This is a genomic window from Aeromonas sp. 600282, from assembly GCF_049175755.1.
GTDB lineage: Bacteria > Pseudomonadota > Gammaproteobacteria > Enterobacterales > Aeromonadaceae > Aeromonas > Aeromonas veronii_A.
The window spans coordinates 75162-88086 of record NZ_JAAKVR010000014.1; the positions used below are offsets into that span (position 1 = coordinate 75162).

Here is a 12925-nt window from a genome sequence, read left to right on the forward strand (position 1 = left end):
TTCGGATCAGGTTGGAATATTCGCGCTGCATCTGTCCACTCGATTCCGTTATCAGGAAGAAAGGGTACGGATCAGGTTGGAATAGTCCTCCTTGATGTCGTGACTCTCCTCCTTCAGCTGCTCGATCTTGCGGCAGGCATGAAGAACGGTAGTGTGGTCACGACCACCAAAGGCATCACCTATCTCCGGCAAACTGTGGTTGGTCAGCTCCTTGGCCAGTGCCATCGCCAGTTGGCGCGGACGGGCAACAGAGCGGGAACGACGCTTGGAGAGAAGATCCGCCAGCTTGATCTTGTAGTACTCCGCCACCGTCTTCTGGATGTTGTCGATGGTGACCAGCTTCTCCTGCAGTGCCAACAGGTCGCGCAGCGCTTCGCGCACGAAATCGATGTTGATGGCACGGCCGGTGAAGTTGGCGTTGGCGATCACCCGGTTGAGGGCGCCTTCCAGTTCACGGACGTTGGATCGCAGACGTTTGGCAATGAAGAAGGCCACTTCGTCCGGCAGATGGATCTGGTTCTCGTCTGCCTTGCGCATCAGGATCGCGACACGGGTCTCCAGCTCCGGCGGTTCGATCGCCACGGTCAGGCCCCAGCCGAAGCGGGACTTGAGGCGATCCTCGACACCGTTGATCTCCTTCGGATAGCGATCCGAGGTCAGGATGATCTGCTGGTTACCTTCCAGCAAGGCATTGAAGGTATGGAAGAACTCCTCCTGGGAGCGCTCCTTGTTGGCGAAGAACTGGATGTCATCGATGAGCAGGGCATCGACGCTGCGGTAGTAACGCTTGAACTCTTCAATGGCGTTGTTTTGCAGCGCTTTCACCATGTCCTGAACAAACCGCTCGGAGTGCATATAGATGACTTTGGCATCTTTTTTACTCTCCTTGATGGCATTGCCAACGGCGTGCAGCAGGTGGGTTTTACCAAGGCCGGTGCCGCCATAGAGGAACAGCGGGTTGTAAGCACCACCCGGATTGTCCGCTACCTGACGGGCAGCCGCACGCGCCAACTGGTTGGACTTACCCTCGACGAAATTCTCGAAGGTATAGTTCACGTTGGTGTTGCTCTTGTGGTTCGGCTCGGGCTTGGCTTCAGCCTTGCTTTCCCAGCTCTTCTGCAAGTTATTCACAGGCGCGGCACCCTGTACCGGCGCTCTGGCGACAGCAACAGGATGGGGACGATTGCCTATATCAAAACGCAGGGCGGGGCCGTCGACCCCGCAGAGTTCGTTGATGATGCCGTTAACCCGGATGAGATACTTGTCTCGTACCCAGTCCAGAACAAAGCGATTCGGTGCATACAGGGTCAGAGTATTGTCACTCAACTCCGCTTGAAGCGGCCGGATCCACATGCTGAATTCTGCCGAGGGCAACTCATCTTGCAGCCGGTTAAGGCACTGCTGCCATAGCGAAGCAGTCACTCTAAACTCCTGTCGATTGATTAACTAAAGACCGGCTATTCTACGTTTTTAGCCGCCGGATCTCCAGCCGTGACCCCGCGGATCCAGCAAATAAGATCCTTGACTTTCAAGGATCCAGCGCCTCCGGATCATCTTTCATCCCCAAAGTTACCCACAGCTTGATCCACTGCTGCAACTGGCGGATCTCGTGCTGCACTCCTGTTATTTCATATAACCAAATGTCATTTATTTTTTAAATTTTATTCCAATAACATCAGGGCCAAAGCAGTTATTACAACTACAAATACAAGACATTTAGAGAGAGAAACCCCATGAAAACTTCCATCAAGCTTATTTCCGGCGCAGCCATCCTGTTGGCTACCCTGTCTGGTCAGGCCATCGCCCAGGAGACCATCAAGGTCGGTATGTCCGGCAAGTACTTCCCGTTCACTTTCGTCAAGCAGGACAAGCTGCAGGGCTTTGAAGTGGATATGTGGAACCAGATCGGCGAGCGCACCGGCTACAAGGTCGAGTTCGTGACCGCCAGCTTCTCCGGCCTGTTCGGCATGCTGGAAACCGGCCGTGTCGATACTATCTCCAACCAGATCACCATCACCGACGAGCGCAAGGCGAAGTACGACTTCTCCCAGCCTTACGTCTATGACGGCGCCCAGATTGTGGTACGCAAGGGCAACAGCACCATTCATGGCATCAAGGATCTGGAAGGCAAGAAGGTGGCCGTGAACCTGGGTTCCAACTTTGAAGAGCTGCTGCGCAAGAATGACCCGAACAAGAAGATCGACATCCGCACCTATGACTCCGCCTTCGAGCAGGATGTCGCCCTGGGTCGCATCGATGCCTTCGTGATGGACCGCGTCTCCACCGCCCAGCTGATCAAAGAGTCCAAGCTGCCGCTGCAACAGGCTGGCGCACCGTTCGAGACTATCGAGAACGCCCTGCCCTTCCTGAAGACCCCGGAGAAACAGGCGCTGCTGAAGAAGGTCGACGAGGCCCTGACTGCCATGCGCAAGGATGGCTCCCTGCGTCAGATCTCCGAGAAATGGTTCGCTTCCGACATCACCGACAAATAAATGATGGAATTTGACCTCGAATACACGCTGGGGCTGTTTCCCATCCTGCTCAAATACCTGGGCACCACGATGGAAATGGCCCTGTGGGGATTCGTGCTGGCACTCGTACTCTCGCTGGCCCTGGCGATAGTACGGGTGTTTCGCGTCCCCGCGATCCACTGGCTGGCGATGCTCTATATCTCGTTCTTTCGGGGTACACCGCTACTCGTTCAGCTGTTCCTGCTCTACTACGGACTGCCGCAACTGTTCCCGATCTTCGTAGGAATGGATGCCTTTACCGCCGCCATCGTCGGTCTGACCCTGCACTTCGCCGCCTACATGGCCGAGTCGATCCGCGCAGCCATCCTCGGCATTCACAAAAGCCAGATGGAAGCGGCGCTCAGTATCGGCATGAGCCGTTATCAGGCGATGCAGCGGATCATCCTGCCGCAGGCGGCCCGTATCGCCACCCCGTCGCTGATGAACTACTTCATCGACATGATCAAAAGCACCTCGCTGGCCTTCACCCTGGGAGTGGCCGAGATCATGGGCAAGGCGCAGATGGAAGCCTCATCCTCCTTCAAGTTCTTCGAGAGCTTTATGGCGGTGGCGCTGATCTATTGGGTAGTGGTGATCTTCTTTACCCGCTTGCAGCATCTGCTGGAAGTCCGTCTTAACCGTGCCTATTAAAGGAGGGCTCTCATGATCAAGCTAACCGGCCTCTCCAAGGCATATCACGGCAATCAGGTGCTCAACGGCATCGATCTGGAGGTCAAAAAGGGGGAAATTGTCGTCATCATCGGCCCCTCCGGCACCGGCAAGTCGACTCTGTTGCGCTGCCTGAACCTGCTGGAGACCCCGGATGCGGGCACCCTTGCCATCGACGATCTCAAGCTGAATCTGGCCAAGGCCAGCGAACAGCAGGCGATCGAGCTGCGCAAGCGGGCCTCCTTCGTGTTCCAGAACTACGCCCTTTTTGCCAACAAAACAGCGCTCGACAACATCGCCGAAGGGCTGATCACCGTCTGGAAGCAGCCAAAAGCGGAGGCCCGTGCCACAGCGCTCGGCATCCTCAAGGACATTGGTCTTGCCGACAAGCAGGATGCCTATCCGGCCTCCCTCTCCGGCGGCCAGCAGCAGCGGGTCGGCATTGGCCGCGCCATGGCGGCCCACTCCAAGGTGATCCTGTTTGACGAGCCCACCTCGGCCCTCGATCCCGAGTGGGTCGACGAGGTTTTGGGACTGATGAAAGAGTTGGCCCGCCAGCACCAGACCATGGTGGTGGTGACTCATGAGATTGAATTTGCTCGTGATGTTGCCGATCGGGTGATCTTCATGGAAGGGGGGCGGATCGTCGAGCAGGGCCCGCCGGATCAGATATTGGTCGATCCCAAGGATCCCCGTACCCGGGAGTTCTTGCGGAAAGTCCTTAAATAGCTCTCTCTTTGGCGGCCTGGCCGCCTTTTTTATTGAGGGATCCCTTGTTTAACCCCGGGTTGCCAGTATAATCCGGAGCCCTTGATCCTCTGGATCCTCACGCTCGGCAGTGGCCTTTTCAAGACCATGGCAGGATGAGAGGGAACGGCGGATTGACTAAAAGCCGAACTCTGTTTAGAATTCGGCCTCTTTTGCTAGTCGTCACACGCTATAGCTGGCGCGTCGGCTAAGTGTGACAATCAAAACTGTACAGAAATACGGAATCGAATCATGAAACGTACTTTTCAACCGTCCAACCTGAAGCGCAAGCGCTCTCACGGTTTCCGCGCCCGCATGGCAACTGCCAACGGTCGTAAAGTTCTGGCCGCTCGTCGTGCCAAGGGTCGTGCCCGCCTGGTAGTCTAATGCCTACCCAGCACACCTTCTCTCGGGAGTTACGTCTGTTAACTCCCGAACACTTCAAACGCGTTTTCGCCGAGCCTGTCCGGGCCGCCTCTCCGCAGATAACCCTTCTCGCTTCTCCCAATTCGCTCGAACACCCTCGTCTTGGTCTCGCTGTGCCCAAAAAAGCACTCAAGCGTGCCGTTTGGCGTAATCGTGTCAAACGGGTGGTTCGGGAAAGTTTCCGCCTCAAACAACATCAGCTGCCCGCTATCGACATCGTGGTGATCGCCAAGGCCGGTGTGAAAGAGATGGATAACGAGGAACTGTTCAAGTTACTGGAAAAGCTATGGCGCACCCTGTCACGCCGTTGCAATGGGTAGCTATCAAACTGATACGCCTGTATCAGCTAATCATTAGCCCTCTGCTCGGGCCGCGCTGCCGTTTTACTCCAACTTGTTCCCAATTTGCGATAGAAGCCATCCGACTTCACGGTTTCATAAAAGGCGTTTGGTTAGCCAGCAAACGTCTATTAAAATGCCATCCCTTATCCGAGGGTGGTTATGACCCGGTTCCGCAACCAAAGCGAAGAAACTGAAAACTATGGAATCACAACGCAATCTACTCCTGATCGGTTTGCTGTTCGTGAGCTTTCTGCTCTGGCAACAGTGGGAGTCCGACAAGGCTCCGAAGCCGGCCCCGACTACCGTGGCCCAAACCGAACATTTCGTACCTGAAGCCGGTCAGACCGGTGATATTCCTCAGGTTTCCGAGCAAGCCAACGCGACTGCCGCACGCAAGCTGATCACCGTCTCCTCTGACGTGCTCAAGCTGACCCTGGACACCCAGGGTGGCGACATCGTGTCTGCCGAACTGCTGTCTCACAAACTGGAAGAGGGCAAGGACCAACCGTTCGTGCTGCTGACCAGCAAGCCTGAGCACCTCTATATCGCCCAGAGCGGTCTGGTAGGTCGCAACGGTCCGGACAGTCAGGCCGAAGGACGTCCTACCTATGAAGCCGCCCAGACCAGCTATCAGCTGGCCGATGGTCAGGATCAAGTCGTCGTTCCGATGACCTGGACCGACAGCAAGGGCGTGGTCTTCACCAAGGAGTTCATCCTCAAGCGTGGCGACTATGCCGTTGGCGTTGATTACAAGATCGACAACAAATCTGCCGAGCCGGTTCAGGTGCAGTTCTATGGTCAGCTGAAGCAGACCGTAGCCACACCGAAGGATCAGGAAGGTCATGCCATGGTAGCCAGCGCTTACCGTGGTGGTGCCTTCTCCACTGAAGATACCCGCTACAAGAAGTACACCTTCGACGAGATGAAGGATGCCGACCTGAACAAGACCACCAAGGGTGGTTGGGTCGCCATGCTGCAACACTACTTCGTTTCTGCCTGGGCTCCGAATGCCGACGATACCAACAGCTTCTACAGCCGCGTGATCCCGGGTAAAGGCCAGGCCATCATCGGTTACAAGGCGCCGCTGGTTGACGTGGCTGCCGGTCAACAGGCCGAAGTGACCAGCAAACTGTGGGTTGGCCCCAAGCTGCAAGACCAGATGGCCAAGGTGGCTAACCATCTCGACCTGACCGTCGACTACGGCTGGCTGTGGTTCATCGCCCAACCGCTGCACTGGCTGCTGACCGTGTTCCACGGTTTCGTCCAGAACTGGGGTCTGGCCATCATCATGCTGACCCTGCTGGTGCGCGGCATCATGTTCCCGCTGACCAAGGCCCAGTACACCTCCATGGCCAAGATGCGCATGCTGCAACCCAAGATTGCGGCCCTGCGCGAGCGCTTCGGCGATGACCGCCAGAAGATGTCTCAGGGCATGATGGAGCTGTACAAGAAGGAGAAGGTCAACCCGCTGGGTGGCTGCCTGCCGATCCTGGTTCAGATGCCGATCTTCATCGCCCTTTACTGGGCACTGATGGAGTCCGTTGAACTGCGTCACGCGCCGTTTGCCCTGTGGATCACTGACCTGTCAGTGAAGGACCCCTTCTTCGTGCTGCCAATCCTCATGGGTGCTTCCATGTGGTATCTGCAGAAGATGAGCCCGACCACCGTAACCGACCCGATGCAGCAGAAAGTGATGCAGTTCATGCCGATCATCTTCACTTTCATGTTCCTCTGGTTCCCGGCTGGCCTGACTCTCTACTGGCTGGTGAGCAACATCATCTCCATCATCCAGCAGACCATCATCTATCGTCAGCTGGAGAAGAAAGGACTGCATTCACGCAGCTAATCTTCCCGTGATGACAAAAGAGGCGGCCTTCGGGCCGCCTTTTTTATTACAATGTCCCCCACTACGTTTTCCTATCAGCGAACAAACGAGCCAAGCAAGATGACAACAGATACGATCGTGGCCCAGGCCACCGCGCCAGGCCGTGGTGGCGTCGGCATAGTCCGGGTCTCCGGCCCCGCCGCCGAACAGGTCGCCGAGATAGTGCTCGGCAAGCTCCCTCGGGTGCGCTACGCCGAATATCTGCCGTTCAAGGATGAGCAAGGCCAGGTACTGGATCAGGGCATCGCCCTGCTGTTCAAAGCCCCCAACAGCTTCACCGGCGAGGATGTGCTGGAGCTGCAGGGCCACGGCGGCCCCGTCATCATGGACATGCTGATCCGCCGCATTCTGAAAATCGATGGCATCCGCCCTGCCAGCCCCGGCGAGTTCAGCGAGCGCGCCTTCATCAACGACAAGCTGGATCTGGCCCAGGCCGAAGCCATCGCTGACCTTATCGAAGCCTCCAGCGAACAGGCCGCTCGCAGCGCCATGCACTCCCTGCAGGGGCAGTTCTCCAGCAAAATCCAGCAACTGGTGGAGAGCCTGATCCGGCTGCGCATCTATGTGGAAGCGGCCATCGACTTCCCGGACGAGGAGATCGATTTCCTCTCTGACGGCAAGGTGGCGGGCGACCTCTACAGCATCATGTCCGAGCTGGACGACGTGCGCGGGGAAGCCAAACAGGGCGCTCTGCTGCGGGAAGGGATGAAGGTGGTGATCGCAGGTCGTCCCAACGCCGGCAAATCGAGCCTGCTCAACGCTTTGGCAGGGCGCGAGTCAGCCATCGTCACCGAGATTGCCGGTACCACCCGCGACGTACTGCGCGAGCATATCCATCTCGATGGTATGCCGCTGCACATCATCGACACAGCCGGTCTGCGCGACACTCAGGACAAGGTGGAGCAGATCGGTATCGAACGCGCCTGGGCCGAGATCGAACAGGCCGACCGGGTGCTGTTTATGGTGGATGGCACCACCACAGACGCGGTTGACCCGCGGGAGATCTGGCCGGAATTTGTTGATCGGTTGCCAAAAAACATCGGCCTCACCGTCATTCGCAACAAGGCCGACCTGACCGGCGAGGATCTGGCACCGAGCCAGGAGCAGGGCCACGCCGTCTACCGCATCTCCGCCAAGACCGAGCTGGGGCTGCCTGCCCTGCGCGAGCACCTGAAAGCCTGCATGGGCTTCCAGGGCAACACCGAAGGGGGCTTTATGGCCCGTCGCCGCCATCTGGATGCGCTGGAGCGCGCCGCCGAGCGCCTGCTGGTGGCCAAGGAGCAGCTGGAAGTGTTCATGGCCGGCGAGCTGGTGGCCGAAGAGCTGCGCCTCGCGCAAGAGTCCCTCTCCGAGATCACCGGCGAATTCAGCTCCGACGATCTGCTGGGCCGCATCTTCTCCAGCTTCTGCATCGGGAAGTAATGTGGTGAAAAATCAGCAATAAAAAGCAGCCAGTGAGAACATAAGATATTGTAAATATTGGATTTTGTTTTTTACTGGCTATTCTTGCCTGATCTTGTTTCGTGAGAATTTACCCCGAAAGTACCCCGAAGTAACCTCTCGGGGTACTTTCGGGGGACACTCATGAAGATCAGCATCGAATTCTGCGCACCGGACGCCGAAGGCAAGCGCGCTCTGCGCTTAACCTACTACGCCGGCTCCTACCTTGATCCAGCCACAGGCATCCGCAAGCACAAACGCAACTGCGCCATCACAATGACCACAGCATCACTTGCTGATGATGTTTTCCACTACACCATAATCAAAGTGGGCTGACGGGAAGTTGCTGTGATATTTCATCGCCTGCTCGACAAACTCATCTGCCAATGGTGCTCGTTGTCGATAGTCATGAAACAGAATGGCCTGGAGATGTCCCAGCTTGCTGCGCTGCTCATCGGATGGCAAGCCCTCATCATCCAACAGGCAGACTGTGGGCCGCCCCATTAGAATGGACTCGGCATGTATGGAGGAAGCACCGTTGCACAACACAACATCAGCCTCCTGAATCGCTCGGATCGAGCACTCCTCAGCGGGAATGATGCAATCGGGAAAACGATTATTGAATAATTTCTCTACCTGCGCCACGTCCCGCCAAGCAGGTAACTTGACTCTGACATTTTCCGTTATAAGCGGAGCAAAGTAATCGACTATTCCTGAATCACCAAATCTCAGACGCAAGTGTTCAAACATACTGATGAACAGTACAATCCTCGGTTTATTTTTTTGGGCTGGCTGGCTAGGACGAGCACTTTTTGTATGCTTTATCCATCCACTTTCTATGACTTTCGTATGACGACCCAAGGTCGCCTGGAGTGCAGAGGATGAAAAAGGCGTAAGTATGTAGTCAAAAAGATCCAAAAACCTTAGTTCATTGAGATTTTTATCTCCAAAAGGAGTAAGAAGATCATGTGGAATATATATGGATTTCTTAGGTTTTAATTTTTGAATTATTTCTAATGGCGATAAATAATTTGGGTAGTGTTCATTAAATTTTGGCGCCAAAAACTTTGCAACATCTCTAGTTAAATTAGTATGTGCTGATGTAATGTAGACAACATCCTCACCAATAAAGGGGGCAAGTAAATCTTCATCCTGCGCTGTGAGTTGGCCAAAATCCAACTCTGTGACATCATAACCAACCGCCCTAAGGTATTTGCATAAATCAGCCAACACATACTCAGAATCTACGCCTGAGGTAACAATTTTCATGAGGTCTGGCCTTTTATTATGTGGTAATTTGAGAAACAGCAAACTGATTATCGCTTGCTCTTATCCCCACTCGCGGTGTACGCGTCAACTTGGTGTCAATGACATCAATAATGAGAGTGCTGCCAACCTCAACCATTACCTTGGTAGACATGACAGAGAGTGCAATAATAGTAGAGTACTGCCCAGCGGTAACATTCACCTCTTCACTTGGTATAAATTTAGGCTCACTTATTATCCTCCAACTACCATCATTAACCCATAATGTGATAACAGGCATATCTGCCGTGGATGCCTGAAGCATACAGGCATACATATGACTATCTTGCGGGCCTGAATAGCAAGCGACCAGAGAAGCATGTCCACTCCCAGCCCCCAACCACGAAAATTTAGCCTTTATACTAATCACATCATCTACAGCAGTTTTTGCCTGAGCAATGGCCAGAGAAAAACCATCAGCTGGCGCCATAAAACCAATCTTGGTCGAATCAAATGGTGTTATCATCAAATTCTCCCAATAGAAATTTTCGGTATTGCAAATTGGGAGTCTAGCCGCCCTAAGTGTTACACAGCTGGGCGACTCAGTATAAATCGCCGGTGCAGAACCAAATACAGAATAAGAACCATCAGGCAAACATCCAATAGAGACAAAATCACATTTTTGATTTTCCGAAAGCTGTGCTATCTCATAGAAACCAACCTTATGAAGACATTTTCTAGTGTTCTTGCTATGTACCACAAAATGGCAATTATCGATATATAAAATATGACTTTGACAAGCCCTCAGAAGTAGATTTAGGATATGTCGCTCACAAAAAAAATCCTGCATCAGCCAAGGTGATGCGATACCAATACTTGTTACATGACGATCTTTCAAATGCAATACAAAATCGTCAACATTGCGAACATAAATAACTTCCTGATCTTGCAACAGTAACGAGACACCATCATGTAGCACTGGACATGCAAAAACTATATTGCACTGCTGCCAACTCTTGATATTTTTAGAAATACCAACAAAAACATCTTCAAGCTCAGCCGCTGTAACTATCACATCGTGGACATTGGCTGATGACATCACCGGTAATGAACTGACTTTCTCGCGCAGAAGTTCTGTTATAGCCTGAAGTCTGGAGATATCATCACGCAGAGTTAGCTGCCCCTCTGACAGTTGCTGGTTACCTTGCTCAATCCCCTGACTCAGATTAACCAGCTGTTCTGAAAAAATGAGATCAGCATCGCACTTTCCTGAACACCTCAGGAATGATTGGAGAAAACGCGTAAATCGACTCATGGTATCGTCATCCAATAATTATTATTCAGTACAGTTTTGCCTAACTGCTCTCTTCAGGTATACAGACAAGGGCATAGAAATGGGTGTTATCCCATCGGTTGTACTCTTTTGGATAAATATCAACAACTTCCTTAATGCTGAAACCGGCTTGACGTATAAGATCTATCTCATGCTGTAGCCATCTATATTCAGAGTAGTAATCTGTTCCTAGCTCTTTGGAGTAACCATCAACAATGACATCTTCAGTACACCCCATCTGATGCTTGACTATCAAAGTACCAGCAGGTCGTATCCATGAGCGAGCCTTCTGATAAATCCGTTCCGCCTCTGTTCTATTGAAGAAATTCATCACACCAAAAATGGTAACAAGATCAAATTTCTCTGCCACATCAAATATATTGAGATCTTCATTAATAACTTTCAGGTTGTCCATTCTTTTTATAAAATCGCTAAAGTTAGAATATTTTTCTACAGCGACTATTTTAGAGAAATCTTCTGTAAGGTGATTAACAAGCAGCCCAGTACCAGCACCAAGATCAAGCAGGGTTTTACTTTTATCTGAGAAACGTTTGACTAACTCAATATCAAAAATAGAAAAATCGGGGGCTTTATTTCTAGTCTCTATTGGTGATTTTATTTTGCTGGCTAGTTTTTCATAATAACTATTTATTTTATGATTACCACTACTCCACGAGTCCACAAAATCAACAGCTTTCTTATAGTCTTCATAAGTGTCAATATCTTGCGCTCGTATTATCTTCGCAGACATTGGCAATAATGGTTCTAAAAGATTGTAAAGATGGCCCGAGGTAAATCTTATATTTTCCCTGCGGATGGCAGCAGGTCCAGACCACTCGTAATCACCATCATCTCTGGAAAATGAAACAACTTGTTCTTGTTCATTGAGCTTCACAAAAACTGCGTCTTCGCTCACTTTTTGACTCACCCCAATAAATTCTTGCTCTGCTTCAATGCACTGAGCAATATCATCTGGGTGAACTAATAGATCCCCATCCCAAGCAATAATCATTTCATTAGCATGTTTACCACCAAGATAGAGACTAGCGCCAGTTTTAGAGTGAAAATAATCGTGATTGAAAACAAAAATAATATCTTTTCTGATCGAGCATACTTCATCAATAAGACTGCTAGCCTGAAAACCAACAACTATTCTAAGATCACTTACATGCCGGAATTGTTCTAGCTGTAGATGAATAAGTGGCACCCCTTGTAGCTTAATAAGCGACTTTGTTTGTCCCAGCCCAAGGCGCGAACCAACCCCCGCAGCACTAATTACCACTGACCTTCCATTTTGAGGTGATTTTATCTGTTGCAGTAACCTGAGCATAGCAACAGAATCATATACTGCATAATCTGCAACTTGCATTACCGTATTTGCCGGTTGGTGAATCAAGCCGCAAGCAATAGAAACATCAGCGATCCTCATGGCCTCAGCATCATTATTTCCATCACCGATGAAAACGACTTGCTCACCTTGCGCTTGATACTCTTTAACAATATCTTCTTTCTTTAGTATTTTGGTTAATCTAACCTTGCCATTGGCATCAACTTCCCCTTCTGATGATCGAATTACGCACTCTATTTTTTTGGCTAATTCTGCGATCCAGCCATTATAATTTCCAGTGGCAATAATACAGTCATCACGGTTACTATTGATAAAATCGAGCAGAGACTGGTTAAGGGGAATATCCGCTACGATGCGAGCAACTTGAGCCACATCTAGGTGACCAAGTATGTCAACCCGCTTGATGAAACTTTCCATGAATGGGATCTGACCATTAATAGTCTGGGCAGTTAACTCTTCTATTTGCGTAGTGACATTGAAACTTTTAGCTATGATAGGCAATGTTTCACAGCAGCTAAGTGTTCCGTCGAGATCGAAAATAAATTTCATCCTTTGCCTCGCTAGGTTGGCAATATCTAAACGTTTGTATTTATAAGACAATAAGCAAGTGAAGTCGAGACAATCTGGCGCAGGATCATACCCAGATCAGATGGACTTAGCCCACGATGGTAGACATATTCTGTTCTCACGACGAGACTTATTCGAAGACCTTTGGTGTGGCGCGCATCCAAGGTGGCTCTAGCGTCGCACTCTGTAGTAGAACGCTTCAATGCAATCGAAGATTTCGGCGCGGGCCAGATCGTGGGTTTTGTTGATCCTTTTTATGATGCGATCTTTTTTTCAGCGAACTGAAGAACGATTCAGAGACAGCATGATCCCAACAGTTGCCACGTCGGCTCATATTGGGGGCCAAGTTATTGGCCCCAAAAAACACTGCCTATCGTTACTGCCATATTGGCAACCCTGATCCGACTACACGAT

The 12925-nt window shown here is 51.5% G+C and carries 13 protein-coding genes and 1 pseudogene; 9 read left to right on the plus strand and 5 right to left on the minus strand.

Features of this window, described 5'->3' with window-relative positions; genetic code table 11:
* Positions 1 to 51: 51 nt before the first annotated feature.
* The gene (gene dnaA / locus G5137_RS14205; RefSeq protein WP_005339307.1) at positions 52 to 1422 is read right to left on the minus strand and encodes a chromosomal replication initiator protein DnaA; all 1371 of its coding nucleotides are present in this window, start codon (positions 1420 to 1422) and stop codon (positions 52 to 54) included.
* Between the two features lie 311 nt (positions 1423 to 1733).
* Here dnaA and G5137_RS14210 point away from each other — a divergent pair, with 311 nt between their 5' ends.
* The 9 genes from G5137_RS14210 (at position 1734) to G5137_RS14250 (ending at position 8354) form a co-directional block, all read left to right on the plus strand.
* Positions 1734 to 2492, plus strand: coding sequence for an amino acid ABC transporter substrate-binding protein (locus tag G5137_RS14210; protein WP_421244754.1), 759 nt, complete (start codon positions 1734 to 1736; stop codon positions 2490 to 2492).
* Complete coding sequence (locus G5137_RS14215) at positions 2493 to 3161, plus strand: amino acid ABC transporter permease (RefSeq protein WP_019445518.1); 669 nt, start codon at positions 2493 to 2495, stop codon at positions 3159 to 3161. It begins immediately after the preceding gene.
* Between the two features lie 12 nt (positions 3162 to 3173).
* Positions 3174 to 3908 carry an amino acid ABC transporter ATP-binding protein gene (locus G5137_RS14220; protein ID WP_040068428.1) on the plus strand — a complete coding sequence of 245 codons (735 nt, stop codon included), beginning with the start codon at positions 3174 to 3176 and terminating at the stop codon, positions 3906 to 3908.
* A 270-nt stretch (positions 3909 to 4178) separates the two neighbouring features.
* Entirely contained in the window at positions 4179 to 4313 is a 135-nt protein-coding gene (gene rpmH / locus G5137_RS14225) for a 50S ribosomal protein L34 (RefSeq protein WP_005307156.1), read from the plus strand.
* Complete coding sequence (gene rnpA, locus G5137_RS14230) at positions 4313 to 4672, plus strand: ribonuclease P protein component (RefSeq protein WP_005342318.1); 360 nt, start codon at positions 4313 to 4315, stop codon at positions 4670 to 4672. Before rpmH ends, rnpA begins: the two co-directional genes overlap by 1 nt.
* Positions 4639 to 4887 (plus strand): membrane protein insertion efficiency factor YidD, encoded by a 249-nt coding sequence (gene yidD, locus G5137_RS14235; protein ID WP_075116235.1) that lies wholly within the window; start codon positions 4639 to 4641, stop codon positions 4885 to 4887. Before rnpA ends, yidD begins: the two co-directional genes overlap by 34 nt.
* A gap of 5 nt (positions 4888 to 4892) precedes the next feature.
* Positions 4893 to 6539, plus strand: coding sequence for a membrane protein insertase YidC (gene yidC, locus G5137_RS14240; RefSeq protein ID WP_203119687.1), 1647 nt, complete (start codon positions 4893 to 4895; stop codon positions 6537 to 6539).
* Between the two features lie 99 nt (positions 6540 to 6638).
* The gene (gene mnmE / locus G5137_RS14245) at positions 6639 to 8000 is read left to right on the plus strand and encodes a tRNA uridine-5-carboxymethylaminomethyl(34) synthesis GTPase MnmE (protein WP_421255574.1); all 1362 of its coding nucleotides are present in this window, start codon (positions 6639 to 6641) and stop codon (positions 7998 to 8000) included.
* A 162-nt stretch (positions 8001 to 8162) separates the two neighbouring features.
* Positions 8163 to 8354 (plus strand): hypothetical protein, encoded by a 192-nt coding sequence (locus G5137_RS14250; RefSeq protein WP_421223552.1) that lies wholly within the window; start codon positions 8163 to 8165, stop codon positions 8352 to 8354.
* Here G5137_RS14250 and G5137_RS14255 read toward each other — a convergent pair.
* The 4 genes and pseudogenes from G5137_RS14255 to G5137_RS14270 form a co-directional block, all read right to left on the minus strand.
* Complete coding sequence (locus G5137_RS14255; RefSeq protein ID WP_216952506.1) at positions 8307 to 9287, minus strand: hypothetical protein; 981 nt, start codon at positions 9285 to 9287, stop codon at positions 8307 to 8309. The genes G5137_RS14250 and G5137_RS14255 overlap by 48 nt on opposite strands.
* A gap of 16 nt (positions 9288 to 9303) precedes the next feature.
* A complete protein-coding gene (locus G5137_RS14260; protein WP_421255575.1) occupies positions 9304 to 10578 on the minus strand; it encodes a hypothetical protein in 1275 nt (424 codons plus the stop codon).
* A 40-nt stretch (positions 10579 to 10618) separates the two neighbouring features.
* Positions 10619 to 12493 carry an HAD-IB family phosphatase gene (locus tag G5137_RS14265; RefSeq protein WP_421223548.1) on the minus strand — a complete coding sequence of 625 codons (1875 nt, stop codon included), beginning with the start codon at positions 12491 to 12493 and terminating at the stop codon, positions 10619 to 10621.
* 189 nt (positions 12494 to 12682) lie between these two features.
* Positions 12683 to 12916: pseudogene (locus G5137_RS14270) on the minus strand (IS3 family transposase); the annotation flags it as partial.
* Positions 12917 to 12925 lie beyond the last annotated feature (9 nt).

What these genes read in the sequence shown, in the direction of transcription:
- G5137_RS14250 (WP_421223552.1), top strand. Translation starts at nt 8,163, where the DNA reads ATGAAGATCAGCATCGAATTCTGCGCACCGGACGCCGAAGGCAAGCGC.
- rnpA (WP_005342318.1), top strand. Translation starts at nt 4,313, where the DNA reads ATGCCTACCCAGCACACCTTCTCTCGGGAGTTACGTCTGTTAACTCCC.
- mnmE (WP_421255574.1), top strand. Translation starts at nt 6,639, where the DNA reads ATGACAACAGATACGATCGTGGCCCAGGCCACCGCGCCAGGCCGTGGT.
- G5137_RS14255 (WP_216952506.1), bottom strand. Translation starts at nt 9,287, where the DNA reads ATGAAAATTGTTACCTCAGGCGTAGATTCTGAGTATGTGTTGGCTGAT.
- yidD (WP_075116235.1), top strand. Translation starts at nt 4,639, where the DNA reads ATGGCGCACCCTGTCACGCCGTTGCAATGGGTAGCTATCAAACTGATA.
- yidC (WP_203119687.1), top strand. Translation starts at nt 4,893, where the DNA reads ATGGAATCACAACGCAATCTACTCCTGATCGGTTTGCTGTTCGTGAGC.
- G5137_RS14215 (WP_019445518.1), top strand. Translation starts at nt 2,493, where the DNA reads ATGATGGAATTTGACCTCGAATACACGCTGGGGCTGTTTCCCATCCTG.
- rpmH (WP_005307156.1), top strand. Translation starts at nt 4,179, where the DNA reads ATGAAACGTACTTTTCAACCGTCCAACCTGAAGCGCAAGCGCTCTCAC.
- G5137_RS14265 (WP_421223548.1), bottom strand. Translation starts at nt 12,493, where the DNA reads ATGAAATTTATTTTCGATCTCGACGGAACACTTAGCTGCTGTGAAACA.
- G5137_RS14210 (WP_421244754.1), top strand. Translation starts at nt 1,734, where the DNA reads ATGAAAACTTCCATCAAGCTTATTTCCGGCGCAGCCATCCTGTTGGCT.
- G5137_RS14220 (WP_040068428.1), top strand. Translation starts at nt 3,174, where the DNA reads ATGATCAAGCTAACCGGCCTCTCCAAGGCATATCACGGCAATCAGGTG.
- G5137_RS14260 (WP_421255575.1), bottom strand. Translation starts at nt 10,578, where the DNA reads ATGAGTCGATTTACGCGTTTTCTCCAATCATTCCTGAGGTGTTCAGGA.